The 15,046-nt window shown below is 52.4% G+C and carries 15 protein-coding genes and 1 pseudogene; 9 read left to right on the top strand and 7 right to left on the bottom strand.

Annotated features, from left to right (window positions below; genetic code table 11):
- Window positions 1–79 precede the first annotated feature (79 nt).
- The 3 genes and pseudogenes from ABGB15_RS10705 (at window position 80) to ABGB15_RS10695 (ending at window position 3,292) form a co-directional block, all read left to right on the top strand.
- A pseudogene (locus tag ABGB15_RS10705) lies at window positions 80–608 on the top strand (GNAT family N-acetyltransferase).
- A gap of 117 nt (window positions 609–725) precedes the next feature.
- Window positions 726–2,177 (top strand): tagaturonate reductase, encoded by a 1,452-nt coding sequence (locus tag ABGB15_RS10700; protein WP_215722060.1) that lies wholly within the window; start codon window positions 726–728, stop codon window positions 2,175–2,177.
- A gap of 200 nt (window positions 2,178–2,377) precedes the next feature.
- On the top strand, window positions 2,378–3,292 hold the full coding sequence (locus ABGB15_RS10695; protein WP_152081106.1) for a bestrophin family protein: 915 nt from the start codon (window positions 2,378–2,380) through the stop codon (window positions 3,290–3,292).
- Here the strand turns inward: ABGB15_RS10695 and ABGB15_RS10690 are convergent.
- Window positions 3,280–3,828 carry a GNAT family N-acetyltransferase gene (locus tag ABGB15_RS10690; protein ID WP_215722061.1) on the bottom strand — a complete coding sequence of 183 codons (549 nt, stop codon included), beginning with the start codon at window positions 3,826–3,828 and terminating at the stop codon, window positions 3,280–3,282. The genes ABGB15_RS10695 and ABGB15_RS10690 overlap by 13 nt on opposite strands.
- A gap of 116 nt (window positions 3,829–3,944) precedes the next feature.
- Between ABGB15_RS10690 and ABGB15_RS10685 the strand changes: the two genes are divergently transcribed.
- The 5 genes from ABGB15_RS10685 to ABGB15_RS10665 all read left to right on the top strand — a co-directional run bounded on the left by ABGB15_RS10685 (window position 3,945) and on the right by ABGB15_RS10665 (window position 8,933).
- A complete protein-coding gene (locus tag ABGB15_RS10685; RefSeq protein ID WP_215722062.1) occupies window positions 3,945–4,385 on the top strand; it encodes a GNAT family N-acetyltransferase in 441 nt (146 codons plus the stop codon).
- 145 nt (window positions 4,386–4,530) lie between these two features.
- Entirely contained in the window at window positions 4,531–5,526 is a 996-nt protein-coding gene (locus ABGB15_RS10680) for an alpha/beta fold hydrolase (protein ID WP_215722063.1), read from the top strand.
- Window positions 5,527–5,570: 44 nt separating this feature from the next.
- Window positions 5,571–6,311 carry a response regulator gene (locus ABGB15_RS10675; protein WP_215722064.1) on the top strand — a complete coding sequence of 247 codons (741 nt, stop codon included), beginning with the start codon at window positions 5,571–5,573 and terminating at the stop codon, window positions 6,309–6,311.
- Window positions 6,308–7,606 carry an ATP-binding protein gene (locus tag ABGB15_RS10670; RefSeq protein ID WP_215722065.1) on the top strand — a complete coding sequence of 433 codons (1,299 nt, stop codon included), beginning with the start codon at window positions 6,308–6,310 and terminating at the stop codon, window positions 7,604–7,606. The genes ABGB15_RS10675 and ABGB15_RS10670 overlap by 4 nt, the downstream gene beginning before the upstream one ends.
- 136 nt (window positions 7,607–7,742) lie before the next feature.
- Window positions 7,743–8,933, top strand: coding sequence for a cytochrome c biogenesis protein/redoxin (locus ABGB15_RS10665; RefSeq protein ID WP_215722066.1), 1,191 nt, complete (start codon window positions 7,743–7,745; stop codon window positions 8,931–8,933).
- A gap of 8 nt (window positions 8,934–8,941) precedes the next feature.
- On the opposite strand, the gene tam is transcribed toward ABGB15_RS10665, so the two are convergent.
- Window positions 8,942–9,700 carry a trans-aconitate 2-methyltransferase gene (gene tam, locus ABGB15_RS10660; protein ID WP_369064176.1) on the bottom strand — a complete coding sequence of 253 codons (759 nt, stop codon included), beginning with the start codon at window positions 9,698–9,700 and terminating at the stop codon, window positions 8,942–8,944.
- Window positions 9,701–9,877: 177 nt separating this feature from the next.
- On the opposite strand from tam, the gene ABGB15_RS10655 reads away from it, so the two are divergent.
- The gene (locus ABGB15_RS10655) at window positions 9,878–11,170 is read left to right on the top strand and encodes a glycoside hydrolase family 28 protein (RefSeq protein WP_215722068.1); all 1,293 of its coding nucleotides are present in this window, start codon (window positions 9,878–9,880) and stop codon (window positions 11,168–11,170) included.
- Between the two features lie 210 nt (window positions 11,171–11,380).
- Here the strand turns inward: ABGB15_RS10655 and ABGB15_RS10650 are convergent, their stop codons facing one another.
- The 5 genes from ABGB15_RS10650 to ABGB15_RS10630 all read right to left on the bottom strand — a co-directional run bounded on the left by ABGB15_RS10650 (window position 11,381) and on the right by ABGB15_RS10630 (window position 15,046).
- Window positions 11,381–11,839 carry a hypothetical protein gene (locus ABGB15_RS10650; protein WP_215722413.1) on the bottom strand — a complete coding sequence of 153 codons (459 nt, stop codon included), beginning with the start codon at window positions 11,837–11,839 and terminating at the stop codon, window positions 11,381–11,383.
- A gap of 4 nt (window positions 11,840–11,843) precedes the next feature.
- Window positions 11,844–12,137, bottom strand: a complete 294-nt coding sequence (locus ABGB15_RS10645; protein WP_152081116.1) for a helix-turn-helix domain-containing protein — start codon at window positions 12,135–12,137, stop codon at window positions 11,844–11,846.
- A 181-nt stretch (window positions 12,138–12,318) separates the two neighbouring features.
- Window positions 12,319–13,314, bottom strand: a complete 996-nt coding sequence (locus tag ABGB15_RS10640) for a DUF2891 domain-containing protein (RefSeq protein WP_215722069.1) — start codon at window positions 13,312–13,314, stop codon at window positions 12,319–12,321.
- A 26-nt stretch (window positions 13,315–13,340) separates the two neighbouring features.
- The gene (locus tag ABGB15_RS10635) at window positions 13,341–14,327 is read right to left on the bottom strand and encodes a DUF979 domain-containing protein (RefSeq protein WP_152081118.1); all 987 of its coding nucleotides are present in this window, start codon (window positions 14,325–14,327) and stop codon (window positions 13,341–13,343) included.
- Window positions 14,324–15,046, bottom strand: coding sequence for a DUF969 domain-containing protein (locus ABGB15_RS10630; protein ID WP_152081119.1), 723 nt, complete (start codon window positions 15,044–15,046; stop codon window positions 14,324–14,326). The genes ABGB15_RS10635 and ABGB15_RS10630 overlap by 4 nt, the downstream gene beginning before the upstream one ends.

Below are 15,046 nucleotides of genomic sequence, written 5' to 3'. Positions count from 1 at the left end.
TAACAAAAACCTATGTCCGACGCTATTGCGTTACGAGAATGTTAATAGCAAAGTGGGGAATTCATCAGAAGGAGCAATAATGACCTCCCCACTGCACATCAAAACCCTCTCGCGGGAAGAGATACTCTCCCATCTTTCTGCTCTGACCGACATTCTCTTTAACTGTGTGAATGGCGGTGCATCCGTCAGCTTTATGCTGCCTTTCAGCCATGAAAAAGCCCGCTCATTCTGGCTCGGTGTTGCTGAAAGCGTCGGGCGAAACGAACGTACCGTACTGCTCCTGTATCGATAATCAGCAGGGGGTTATCGGTACGGTACAGTTGATAACGGATCAGCCGGAAAATCAGCCCCACCGCGCAGATGTGGCAAAGCTGCTGGTTCACGAAAAAGCCCGTCGTAAAGGGGCTGCGATGGCCCTGATGGAGGCACTTGAAGCCGTGGCTCGCGAAAAAGGGCGCACAGTGCTGGTACTGGATACCTCCACCGGGAGCGGAGCGGAAACCTTTTACCAGCGTGCAGGCTGGCAAAAAGTGGGAGAGATCCCGCGTTACGCTCTAATGCCAGACGGCGAGATGAATGGGACATCGGTCTTTTATAAATTCTTGTGATTATTTTTCACAATTGCGTCATGAATTGATCAAAACAGGGTTCCCGGTCGTAAAGTTTTGGTAAGTTATCACACCAATCTTATCAGGCTGTATGACTAATCATAAAAGGACCCCAACGTGAACACACTCAACCGTCGTGATTTCCCCGGTGCGATCTACCCTGAACGTATCATTCAGTTTGGTGAAGGCAACTTTTTACGTGCGTTCGTTGACTGGCAAATCGACCTGTTAAACGAACATACCGATCTCAACGCTGGCGTGGTCATTGTGCGCCCGATTCAGAGCGACTTCCCCCCGTCACTGAGCACTCAGGACGGGCTGTACACAACTATTATTCGTGGTCTGAATGAGAAGGGCGAGGCCGTCAGCGATGCTCGTGTTATCCGCTCGGTTAACCGTGAGATCAGCGTCTACAGCCAGTACGATGAGTTTCTGAAGCTGGCTCATAATCCGGATATGCGTTTTGTCTTTTCAAACACGACAGAAGCGGGGATCAGCTACCACGCGGGTGATAAGTTTGATGATGCGCCTGCGGTTAGCTATCCGGCGAAACTGACGCGGCTGCTGTTTGAGCGATTCAGCCATTTCAATGGCGCTACGGATAAAGGCTGGATCATCATTCCATGTGAACTGATTGATTATAACGGTGATGCGCTGCGCGAGCTGGTGCTGCGTTATGCGCAGGAGTGGGCGTTACCGGCGGCATTTATTCAGTGGCTGGATGATGCCAACAGCTTCTGTTCCACGCTGGTTGACCGTATCGTAACTGGCTATCCGCGCGATGAAGTGTCCGCGCTGGAAGCGGAACTCGGTTATCACGATGGTTTCCTGGATACCGCTGAACACTTCTACCTGTTTGTGATTCAGGGGCCCAAAACGCTCGCCAGTGAACTGCGCCTGGATAAATTACCGCTGAACGTGCTGATTGTTGATGACATTAAACCGTACAAAGAGCGTAAAGTCGCGATCCTGAACGGTGCGCATACGGCACTGGTGCCTGTGGCATTCCAGGCCGGGCTGGATACGGTAGGTGAGGCGATGAACGATGCGGATGTTTGCGCATTCGTTGAAAAGGCGATCTATGAGGAAATTATTCCGGTGCTGGATCTGCCACGTGATGAACTGGAATCCTTTGCCCGCGCGGTGACCGGGCGTTTCCGTAACCCGTACATCAAGCATCAGTTACTGTCGATTGCGCTGAACGGGATGACCAAATACCGCACGCGTATCCTGCCGCAACTGCTGGCAGGGCAGAAGACCACCGGCAAACTGCCTCCACGCCTGACCTTTGCACTGGCGGCGCTGATCGCCTTCTACCGTGCGGAACGTAACGGTGAAAGCTACCCGGTACAGGACGATGCACACTGGCTGGAGCGCTACCAGCAGCTCTGGACACAGCACAATGATAAGCAGATCAGCACGAGCGAACTGGTTAACGCGGTTCTGAGCGTCAGCGAGCATTGGGAGCATGATCTCACTCAGGTTAGCGGATTGGTAGAACATGTTACGCGGGATCTGGATGCAATTCTGCACCAGGGAATGCGAGCGGCGGTCAAACCCCTTTGCTAAACGTTTAACGCCCGGCGTCAGCCGGGTTTTAATGGCACATTAATTAGTTACAACATACTACTTTCTCTGTTTTTAAAAAATGCAGCACCGTGCGGTTTTTGTCTGTTCAGGGTAGAAAATGCAATGTTCCTTTAACATGCTTGCAACCGTGAGCACGATCACGTTTAATAGCCGCGCACTTTCCTTTCCTGAAGCTGACTATGATTGTTCGTCCTCAACAGCACTGGCTACAACTGATTTTTGTCTGGCACGGCTCTGTACTGCCAAAAATCTATACCCGATTGCTGCTTAACTTCCTGCTTTCAATTGCCGTCATCCTGATGCTGCCGTGGTATACCTCGCTGGGCGTCAGGTTTACCGTAGCACCGTTCAGTATTCTGGGGGTAGCCATCGCCATCTTCCTGGGGTTTCGAAACAACGCCTGCTATTCACGCTACGTTGAAGCTCGCCAGCTGTGGGGGCAACTGATGATAGCGGCACGCTCGCTGTTTCGCGAGGTAAAAAACACCTTGCCTGACGATCCGCAGCTTGGGGAATTTGTTCGCTTGCAAATTGCTTTCGCACATTGCCTGCGAATGACGCTCCGCCGTCAGCCACAGGCAGAGCAGCTTTCAGGTTATCTGTCAGCAACACATTTGCGCGATGTGATGAATGCGAACTCACCGGCCAATCGTATCTTGCTGATTATGGGAGAATGGCTGGCGGTAAGACGTCGGGAAGGGCAGTTGTCCGATATCCTGTTCCACAGCCTGAATAACCGCCTGAACGATATGTCCATTGTTCTGGCCGGCTGTGAGCGTATCGCCAATACACCGGTTCCGTTTGCTTATACGCTGATTTTGCATCGCACCGTATATCTGTTCTGTATCATGCTGCCGTTCGCGCTGGTTGTGGATCTGCACTATATGACTCCGTTCGTCTCGGCGCTGATTTCATACACCTTTATCTCGCTGGATACGCTGGCAGAAGAGCTGGAAGATCCGTTTGGTACGGAAGATAACGACCTGCCGCTGGACGCCATCTGCAACATGATGGAACGCGATCTGTTGCAGATGAACGATGAAGACGCGATACCCGAACGCATTATGCCGGACAAGCATTATCAACTGACGTAACGGGCATTCCACTCATCGCGGGTGATCTCCCACAGCCCGGAATCCAGTAGTCCACTGACATACTCTTTCTTTTCCGTTCTGATAAGCCGCATGCCGCTACTTTCTGAAATCCGTTGAGAGCGGCTGTTGGCTGCCGCTTTCGGGGCGCGCAGTACCGTTTTGTTCAGCGTATTAAACCAGTAGTCCGTTGCCGCCATGCTGGCTTCGCGCATATAACCTTGCCCCTGAAACTCCGGAGCCAGCCAAAATCCGCGGTTATTATCTTCGATGTCATACAGGCAGATGATCCCCATTAATTCCTCCGGTGCCGCCTGGCGGCGAATACTCCAGAACCAGGCGATGCCCTTTGCCATATCCGGCAGCGCAACCTTGTTAACATAATATTCTGCGCCGTTATCCGGATAGGGCCAGGGGACGGAAGCCACCATATAGCGCACAACCTCCCAGCGCGGAAAGCGTTGCTGGATCTGGACAGCATCTTCGGCAACCAGCGGTTTTAACACTAAGCGTTCCGTTAAAAGTGTGGGCATCGACATCTGGATCTCCTTTTTTAAGCGTTATGCTTTTGTTTGCCTTCTGCTATTTTCATGATTATCACAATCTATTCCGGCTTGCTGTAAATCATTTACTACTGAAATTTTCCGAGGACACAATGGCGGTAACGGTTAGAGCCTTACACGAAGACGATTATTCCCGGTGGCGACCCCTCTGGGATGGCTATACGCAGTTTTATGACTGTGAACTGGATGAATCCGTCACGGCATTTACCTGGGAAAGGGCGCTCAATCCGGGCTCGCCAATGTTTTGTCGGGTCGCAGAAATGGACGGTCACGTTATTGGTTTTGCGCTCTGTATTTTGCATGAAGGGACCTGGTCAACAGCGCCGATCTGTTATCTGGAAGACCTCTTTGTGGATGCCTCTGTCCGTGGCATCGGGGCCGGAAAGGCGTTGATTAATGCCCTCTTGACCGAAGGGAAACGCGAAGGGTGGTCAAAACTTTATTGGGTCACCCGGCAAAATAATCCGGCGCGTAAACTGTATGACCAGTTTAGCGAAGCTGACGATTACGTTCGCTACCGCATTTCCCTGTAATGCTTAATCGCCTGTGTTTGTATCACACTGTATCCGTGCCTGAGATACATACACAGGCTTGCAAATAACCGTCTTTCGCACATATCCGCTATACAAAAAGGTGTTGTTATATCCCCGTGAATTGTACTCAACCGGAGATACCAACATGTTTAGCAAACTCATTTGTTCAACCCTGGCGTTAACCGCATCTCTTGGCACCGTCTTGTCCTGCCAGGCAGAAGTAACGGGTAAAGATTATTCTGCTGCGTTTAACCAGGTACACCAGATTAATGCGGGGGATCTGAACGTCGGTTACGTCGATATCGGCCCGAAAGAGGGTCAACCCGTAATCCTGTTGCATGGCTGGCCTTACGATATTCACAGTTACGCCGAGGTCGCACCAGCACTGGCCGCTAAAGGCTACCGCGTCATTGTGCCTTCACTGCGCGGGTACGGCACCACACGGTTTATTTCCGACAACACGCCGCGTAATGGCCAGCCTTCAGCCCTGGCGAAAGACATCGTGAACCTGATGGATGCTCTCAACATCAAACGCGCGGTGTTTGCGGGTTATGACTGGGGGGCTCGCACAGCTGATATCATCGCGGTGCTGTGGCCGGAGCGTGTGAAATCGCTGGTATCGGTCAGCGGCTATCTGATCGGTAGCCAGGCGATTGGTAAACAGCCGTTGCCGCCGAAGGCGGAACTGCAATGGTGGTATCAGTTCTATTTTGCCACGGAACGCGGCGCTCAGGGTTATGCCCAAAATACGCATGACTTCGCCCGCTTAATCTGGTCACAGGCATCACCTGACTGGAAATTTAGCGATGCGACCTTCAACGCCAGCGCCAAATCCCTTGATAACCCGGATCATGTAGCGGTAACACTCAGCAATTACCGCTGGCGTTTAGGGCTGGAAAAAGGGGAGCGCAAATACGATATCTATGAGCAGAAACTGGCGACATTACCCGATATCACTGTTCCAGCCATCACCATTGAAGGGGGTAACAATGGTGCTCCACATCCGGCACCGCAGTCCTACGCCAGTAAATTTACAGGAAAATATGAACACCGTACCTTCGGGCCAACGATAGGACACAATCCACCGCAGGAAGATCCCCTGGACTTTGTTAAAGCGGTAGTCGACGCGGATAAGCTCTGAAATGTGCTATTTTCAATCCGTTACCCTTCATTCAGGAGCCTGTGGTGGAGCATATTGATCACATCCTTGTCGTCGACGACGACAGGGATATTCGTGAACTGATTGTTGATTATCTTGTGAAATCTGGTTACTACGCCTCCGGTGCGGCTAACGGCAAAGAGATGCGCGTGGTGCTTGATAAACAGCATATCGACCTGGTGGTGCTTGACGTAATGATGCCCGGTGATGACGGGCTGACGCTGTGCCGCCAGCTGCGCAGTAGCAAACATAAAGATCTGCCGATCCTGATGTTGACGGCGCGTAACGACGATACCGATCGGGTTCTGGGGCTGGAGATGGGGGCGGATGACTACGTCGTGAAGCCATTTGTGGCTCGCGAGTTGCTGGCACGCATCAAAGCCATTTTGCGCCGGTTTCGCACTATGCCGCCCAATCTGCAGGTGACCGAGGCAGGGCGACTGGTTGAATTTGGGGAATGGCAACTGGATACCGTTGCGCGTCAGTTGATTGACAGCGAAGGCATGATTGTGGCCCTGAGTGGCGCAGAATACCGCCTGCTGCGCGTGTTTCTGAATCACCCGCAGCGCGTTCTGACGCGCGACCAGTTGCTGAACCTGACTCAGGGGCGGGATGCCGAACTTTTCGAACGTTCGATAGACCTGCTGGTAAGCCGGGTGCGCCAGCGCCTGAATGAAGATGCCCGGACGCCTGTTTATATCAAAACCGTGCGCAGCGAAGGTTATGTCTTTACCATGCCGGTGACCATCAAAGAGGCGAATGAATGACGCTTTGGCCGCGATCGCTTCTGGCCCGGCTGCTGATCATCGTACTTCTCGGGCTTTTGCTGGCCAATTCACTCAGCCTGACGCTGGTAATGTATGAGCGAATGCGCAGCGCGCGCACCGTCATGCTGGGCAATCTGGAATATGATGTTGCCACAAGCGTCGCTATTCTCGACAGGCTTCCGGCCAGCGAGCGGGCAGGGTGGATCTGGCGGCTTGATCGGGGCAATTATCGTTATATTCTTGGTCCTGGAGCATCGGGTGGCGCGCCCCAGGACAGGCGCTCGCAAGATGCTATCCGTACCTTAAAGGAGACGCTCTCAGCGAAATATCCGCTCAGTTTTACGGCCATTCCTGGGCCGACGTCCCACATTCAGGCGCATCTTACGCTGAGCGACGGTGCACCACTCACCATCGATCTGATCCCGCGTATGCCGCCAGTTGCCCGCTGGCTGCCTGTCGTGCTGGTATTGCAATTATTACTGGTCGCACTCTGTTCATGGATCGCCGTGCGCCAGGTGGTGCGGCCGTTCTCGCAGTTTACCCGTGCGGTGGATGCTCTCGACCCGGCGGCAAACACACCGATGGCCGAGCAAGGTCCCGTAGAAGTGCGCAGAGCCGCGCACGCATTCAATGCGATGCAGTCGCGTATTCAGTCCTATTTGCGGGAACGCGCCCGGATACTCGCATCGATTTCTCACGATCTCCAGACCCCGATCACGCGCATGAAACTTCGCGTTGAAATGGCGGAGCAGCCTGAACTGCGTGACAAATTGCTAAACGATCTGGATAACATGTCGCGTCTGGTCCGCGAGGGAATTGCGTATGCCCGATCGGCAGAATCGCTGGAAGAGACCGCACTAAAAATGGAGCTGAACGCCTGGATCAACAGTATGGTCAGTGATTACCAGGACATCGGTAAAAACGTGCAATTTCATGCGGCGGATACGCGCTTGCCGATTGTCACGCGGCCGCAGGCGTTGCGCCGGGTAATGACAAATCTGCTGGATAATGCCCTTAAGTTTGGTGAGTACGCCCTTGTTGAGATTGATGATACCCATGCCGGAGAGATTGTCATTCATATTATGGATGGTGGGCCCGGTATCCCTGACGCGGAACGTGACGCGGTATTACAGCCATTTTACCGGATAGAAACCTCACGTAACCGGGAGACCGGAGGAACCGGATTAGGCCTGGCGATTGCCGCACAGCTGACGGCGCAGCTCAACGGCACGCTGCGCCTGACGAACCGCACGACAGGCGGCCTGGATGTTAGCATCACGCTGCCACGCCAGTAATTGTACGGTTTTGTATCCTGCGCCGCGAGGATACCTAAGCAGACAAAACCAGCCTGTTTGCACATATCCTGAACATATCCGCACGCTGAAATAACCTCACTGCAGCTTCGCAGAAAATCTGTCATGTGAGGTCATTATGTTTCTGATAATTGCTTTTTTAGGGGGGATGATTAGCCTGCTTAGCCCATGCACACTCCCCGTTATCCCACTGCTTTTTGCAGGTTTCCACGGACAACGGCGTCATATTCTGGCACTCCTGGCTGGCATGATTGTCATGTTTACCTTTGTGGCTCTGGTTGTCACTGCTTCCAGCGAATGGATCGTAAACGCGACCCTTACAGGCCGCTGGATTGCGCTTTCCATACTTGCGGTCGCGGCTCTGGCCCTGATTTTTCCTCAGTTTGCACAACGCCTTGCCGGGCCTGCGGTCGGTGCCGGTAACATCCTTAATGACCGAAGCCGCCAGACGCGGGGCATGCTGTCCGCTTTTCTGGCCGGGCTGGCGGTTGGATTGCTCTGGTCACCGTGCGCCGGGCCTATTCTCGGCGCTATCTTCAGCATCAATATTACCGGACATTCAGCCATTACAACCGGTGCACTGCTGGCTGCGTACGGCGGTGGTTGTGCTTTCATGCTGGGTATTCTGGTTGCAGGAGGGCGCAAATTGCTGGCACCGCTACGCGCACGATCGGCGCTGATGGAAAGAGTACGCACAGGAGCAGGAGTGGTGATGTTGACGGCGGTTGTATTCAATGCCGTGGGGGTGAACCCACGATTAAAAGGGGCTAACGGCGTGACTGACCGCCTGGAAACGATACTGCTGACGCTGGCGAAACCCGCCACCACACCGATGAAACGACAACCGGTCATTGAACCCGTTTCAAGTAACAAACTCCCTTCGTTCAGCGGTGGAACAGGGTGGATCAATGGTGACCCTGTCACGCCTGAGTCCTTAAGGGGTAACGTCGTTCTTGTTGATTTCTGGACGTGGGACTGCATCAATTGCCAGCATACGCTCCCGTATGTTCGCGACTGGGCGAATAAATACCAGGGGCAGGGCCTGGTGGTAATAGGCGTTCACACGCCAGAATACCCGTGGGAAAAACCAATAACGTCTGTAAAAAATGCAGTAAACAAATGGCAACTCCCGTACCGAGTCGTCACGGATAACAACTATCAAATCTGGAACAGATTTGGAAACCAGTACTGGCCTGCACATTACATTTTTGATGCCAGTGGAGAGCTGCGATACATCTCGGCAGGCGAAGGAAACTACGACAAACAGGAGCAGGTTATCCGGCAATTACTTAAAGACGCGCGTTCCTGATCAGCGTCTCACGGCTCACGTTTTGCGACGATAAACAGTCGAGGAAATGCCAGCAGTATCTGCCCGTTCTCCTGGAGCGGATACTGCTCTTCCAGCAGTTCGCGATACCGTTCCAGAAAACATTTTTGCTCACTCTCATTTAACTCCTGTAACCATGGGCGCAAGCCGGTCGCGCTAACCCAGTCGATTATCGCCTGATGCGAACTCATCTTGTGGTAGTAGGTTGTCCGCCAGATATCAACATCGCAACCTGCCTCCGTCAGAATATCGTAGCAGGCATGAACGCCAGGCAGCGGTTCACGGCTACGATCCGGGTAACCTTGTTCGTATGCCACTTCACGCATTGATACATGCGTCGGTTCAAGCCAGTTATCAGGCATTTGAATTGCCAGCACGCCGTTCAACTGCAGCAACGAAACAAGATGCGGCAGGAGATCGTAATGGTCCGGTATCCACTGCAGCGAGGCGTTTGCGTAGATCAGGCTGAGCGGTTGATTTGGCTTGTAATGACGGATATCCGCTTCCACAAACTGGCAATCTGGCAAGGCTCTGCGCGCTTCTTCCAGCATGGCCGGCGAATTATCCACGCCGGTAATCTGTGCTGATGGCCAGCGATGTTTCAGCAACGCGGTGCTGTTTCCTGGTCCACAACCCAGATCAACGATGGACGTGACGTCATCAAGTGTGACCCGAGCAAGTAACTCTGCGGCAGGGCGTGTACGCTCTGCGCTGTATTGCAGATAAAGCGAGGGATTCCAGTCGGCCATATTTGCATCTCCGTTTTGCATTATTCAGCAAGGATAGCACAGGCAGACATCGGTACTGGAGCCGTCAGTGGAATGACCGTAATTTTGCCAGCGTAACGGTGTGGTTGGCTTTGAGACAAAGGTTATCTTTGTTGCAGATTCTTATACTGATATTTTTCATCAGGATAAGGACAACTCATGAAAAGCATTTCAATCCTTGCGGCAGGCGCAGATCCAACCGGTAAACGCGTTTCAACCGTTGCTATTCAGCAGGCTATCGCTGAAGCGCAGCACAATGATACGGTTGTGATACCCGCCGGGCGTTTCCTTACTGGCGCATTTTTCCTGAAAAGCGGCATCACATTGCACCTTGAAGCCGGTGCAGAGCTTATTGGCAGTCAAAACCTGGATGATTATCCGCTCATTGATACCCGTGTCGCGGGCATCGATATGCGCTGGCCCGCAGGGATAATAAACATCATTAACTGTGACGATGTCAGCATCACCGGAACGGGAGCGCTAGACGGGCAGGGGAAATTCTGGTGGCAGCGGTTCTGGGGTGAGGATGAACAGAGCGGCATGGCAGGCGATTACAGCGCCAGAGGACTGCGCTGGGTCGTAGACTATGACTGCCAGCGACCACGCAATATTCTTGTTTATGAAAGCCAGAATATTATGCTACAGGATTTCACCAGCCGTGAGTCTGGTTTCTGGAATCTGCATCTCTGTTATTCGCATAATGTTACGGTTGAAGGCGTTAAGATCAGTAACTCAGCGGGACCAAGCACGGACGGAATTGATATCGACTCCTGCGAGCAGGTACAGGTTGAACGTTGTGTGGTTTCCTGCAATGACGACAATATTTGCATTAAAGCAGGCCGTGGGCTTGAGGCGGCACAAAAAGCGCGTACTGCCAGAAATATTGTTATTCGCGGCTGCACGCTGAACAAAGGTTCCGGTATTACGCTGGGCAGCGAAACGTCCGGGGGGATTGAAAATGTGCTGATTGAACATAACCGTTTTAACGGCACGGGTGTAGGGTTCCGTATCAAATCGGCCCGTAATCGGGGAGGGTTTATTCGTGATATTACGGTCAGAGATTTACAGCTCCTGGACGTACGTTTTCCCGTACTGATTCAGCTAAACTGGTTCCCGCAGTACAGCTATGGCGATAAAAGCAACCTGGCGGATAAACCTGAGCACTGGCGCAAGCTCGCCGAAGGTGTGGAAGGCAGCGCGGGTCTGACGCATGTCAGTCGTCTGACAATAGAAAACATTACTGCGCGTCGTTCGACTGAAAAACCATTTTCCCGCGCGTTTTTTATTGAAGGGTATCCTGAGCGGCCGATTTCTGAGTTATCGCTGACATCCATTGAGATCGACGCCTGTGAGTTCGGCAAAATTTCCGGCGTTGACGGATTGATGTTTAACGACGTCAAGGTGAATGCCGCGGCCATCACTGATGACAAGAACGACAGTTATGAACGTTAGGGAAATGATACAGGGTAAAGGCTGGTTTTCTCGTACATATACGTTAGTGCGCATAATGTATATTATGTTAAATTCAATTAGTCGTACATTTAGTTCATAATCGGCCAACCACACACTTACCTTACCTATCCCCCATCTTCTTCTTGCGGTATGTTTTCTGTGTGGGGTTAGTACAAACCGCATCCCTTATGCAGATGCGGTTTAATATAATCAGAAGATCATAAAGTACTGCGCAATTTGCCAACCGACAGAAAGCCCAACAATACAACCCATAACCGTCAGTACAAAGCGGTGACGAAACCGGGATTTGAGAAAATTCACCTGTAACTCAGCAATAGCATGATCAATGCCTGTTTGCCTATCAGCTTGTTGCGCCACAACAACGGATATTTCATGCTGGAGCGCATCACACTGGTTTACGGTTGATTTGACCGAATTAATTAAATCCAGCCGGTTTCGCTCAAGCTCGCCGAGCAGATGCTGATGGGACAACTGCTGTTCCTGCAATAAGGACTGCTGCATCTTCTCAACGAAACTCTTTTGAACAGCCTGATTGTCCACCATTGTCTGTTCGAGCATGCTATGCCGTCCTACCCCTTTATTCTTTTCCCAGTGTCCGACCCTGATGCCGTTCATCCATATTGCTAAACGCTGCTGTTTCCGGCTCATATCATTACCATTTCTCCAGGCGCGCAGGTGAATTTAACTCTGGGTTTTCTTCCGTCTGCGTCTTCTCTGATGTGATGGTCGAAGAGGAAAAGCTGATTTCGACACCAAGGACGGAAAACACCTTAAACAGGCGCTCAATGCTCGCACTGGCAGGATTGGCCTCCAGACGAGCGTAATTCTGCTGAGTAACACCTAACCTTTCGGACACGTCTTTTTGCGTCAGACCATTCGCCTTGCGAAAACCAAGGAGTAATGGACGCAGCTGGTTGAGCGTTTTCAATGGGTAAACATTATTCATAATAAGATGGCCGCTGTAATGGACTCTCATACAACTTATAGGCTGTTTTCATAAAATACACCCTATAGGCTGTTTTATCAACATTACAGCTTAAAGGTTGTATTTGTTGCTTAACAACCTTTAAGTTGTTAGAAAGGAATTATAGCAGGTGCAGCATCGTAAATACTGCACCCTCCTTCCATCACTCCAGCGCCAGCAACGCAAAACTGGCCAGCCAGTGCCCGCCGCTGTAATGGCTTCCCACCACGTGATCCACGCTTGCAGACAGATGCCGCGCTACAGAATCCTTCAGCGCCCTTTGCTGTGCATGGTTCGCAGGCAGCGCCTGAGCAATATGCTTCATACACCAGGCGCGACTCAGGTTTAATCCGTCCAGGTGTGCAATTTTCGGGTCTGTCCGATCGCTCACTTCCGCCGGATTCATAAGAGCGTTCACTGCCCCTACCTCAGGAAGGAACTGATCAAACCATGCCGGGAAATCTTCCGCCACCTTACTCATCAACAACGCTTCGGTGAGCGCACCGGAAATGTACTCATCTCCACCGGGTTCATAATGTGCAGGATAATGAGTGTCCGCGAGATAAAACCGGTTCGCTGCTGCCAGAATGGATTGCTCCAGAGTGTTGTCATTTACCTCGCGGGCATAATCCAGCCCCAACGCCAGCGCGAATGCGGTGTTGTAATGCGTACCGACCCGAATTGGATAAGTCAGCTTGCTGAGATAATCAACCAGCCGGTTACGAATATCCTGCGTTAAGGGCTGCAGCGTCTGATACCAGCGCTCAGCCTGCGGCAACGATGACTGCTTCAGCTCCTGAGCCAGCGCCAGCAGCCAGCCGTACCCATACGGACGCTCAAAGGAGGCGCGGAACGGCGCGTTAAAATACGCCAGCTCCCGCGCAACCTTCTCTTCCGTCATGTGTTCATTAAACAGTGTGATTATCTCTTCCCGGCACGGCAGTTCAGGATAAAGACGAACGCAGCGCAACAGCAGCCAGTAACCGTGTACCGCCGAGTGCCAGTCAAAACAGCCATAAAAAACAGGATGCAGTTCCCGCGGTGGCAACACATCACCATCGTCATTAAGCAAATGCATAATGTGGTTCGGGTATTCCTGTCGCAAATAGGTCAAAGGCATCCGGGCAAAAGCGTCAGCCTGATGTTGCGTTAATTCCATATCAGCTCCTTAAGTCGTTGCCGCTCTCAGCGAAACACGAGGAAATACATTAAAAAGACATTCACCACCAACAGCGTTAACGCGGTCGGGATCTGGATTTTGATCACCTGATATTTATCTTTCAGCTCCAGTAACGCTGCGGGAACGATATTGAAATTCGCGGCCATCGGCGTCATCAACGTGCCGCAATAGCCCGCATACATGCCAATTGCCAGTAGCGGAGCCGGATTACCATGATGGACGTTAATCAAAAAGGGTAAGGCAATGCCCGCGCTCAATACCGGGAATGCTGCAAAGGCATTGCCCATAATCATGGTGAAAAGCGCCATGCCGACACAATAAATCACCACCAACATGAAGCGGCTATCAGGATTAACAAACAGGCTCACCACTTTCTGAACAGAATCGCCCGTGTTGGCGACCACAAACACACCGCCCAGCATGGCGAGCATCTGTGGCAGAATGATCGCCCAGCCAATGGTATCCACCAGTCGCCGGGATTGACGAATTGCATGCAGTGGCGTACCCCGCGTCAGCCACCATCCCGTCAGGATCGCGGCGACACACGCCACGCACAGCGCCGCCAGCGTAAGCTGTTTCTGGTCAAGCAGGTAGACACCGCCAATCGAGACGCCTTTGAGGAACAGCGTGCCGATCACCGTCACTACCGGGATCATCAACGCCGGTAAAAAGAGCCAGTTTTTCAGGCGCTCAGACGAGGCGACGCGTTCAGGCTCCGTAGACATTTTGTAATGCCCCTTCCCGACCAGCCCGAAACCTGCCAGCAAGGCAATAACGATCACGCAGCCGCCAATAATCCGGTACGCCAGCGACCTGCCCAGCTCCTGCACCATAAGGTCGCCAAACAGAAAGATCCCGCCGAATAAAAACCAGAACAGTGCGGTCGTAAAGCGCTTAGGATTACCACGATCGCGCAGGGTCATAACGACCAGCAACATCACGACAAAGCCAATCAGGTAGTAAACGCGGTTAATGGTGATCAGTGTCATCATGATGCGATCTCCTGCGTACCCTGCTCTGCTTTCCAGGCCATGACATCGCGACGAATGCTGGCGTCAAGGCGCAGCAAACGCGTCATATGAATAATCAATGCCGCAATGGCAGTCGGAATGGCCCATAAACCGATGTGCAGCGGTTCGATGCCCTGAATGCCATTCTCTTTGAGGAACGCGTCGATCAGTAGTACCGCGCCAAAGGCGATAAAAATATCTTCACCAAAGAAGACCGCGATATTGTCGCACGCGGCAGCATGGGCTTTGATTTTATCGCGGATGTGTTGCGGTAACTCGCCGTATTCATTGAGCGCCGCCCCTTCGGCCATTGGCGCAAGCAGCGGACGCACCGTCTGTGCATGCCCGCCAAGCGACATCAGCCCCAGCGCGGCCGTCCCCTCGCGCGCGACAAAATAGAGCATCAGAATACGTGCCGAGGTCGCACTGGCAATCTTCGCCACCCAGGCCTGGGCACGCTCTTTCAGCCCGTAATATTCCAGCAGACCAATCACCGGCAGGATCAAAATGAAGGTGGCCAGCGAACGACTGTTGACGAACTTCTCGCCAAAGGTTTCCAGCAACATTCCGAAATCCATGCCGACTAACAGACCCGTCGCCAGCCCCGCCACCACGACAACCAGCAGCGGGTTGAAGCGCAGTGCAAAACCAATAACCACCACCGGTATCCCGATAAGTGGCAACAGCGTAGAACCGTCCAT

Origin of the sequence: Enterobacter sp. MALB-1, from assembly GCF_041021625.1 — a bacterium.
GTDB classification, from domain to species: Bacteria; Pseudomonadota; Gammaproteobacteria; order Enterobacterales; family Enterobacteriaceae; genus Enterobacter; species Enterobacter oligotrophicus.
The sequence above is the reverse complement of the archived record's forward strand: the minus strand, read 5'-3'. Positions and strand labels throughout refer to the sequence as shown.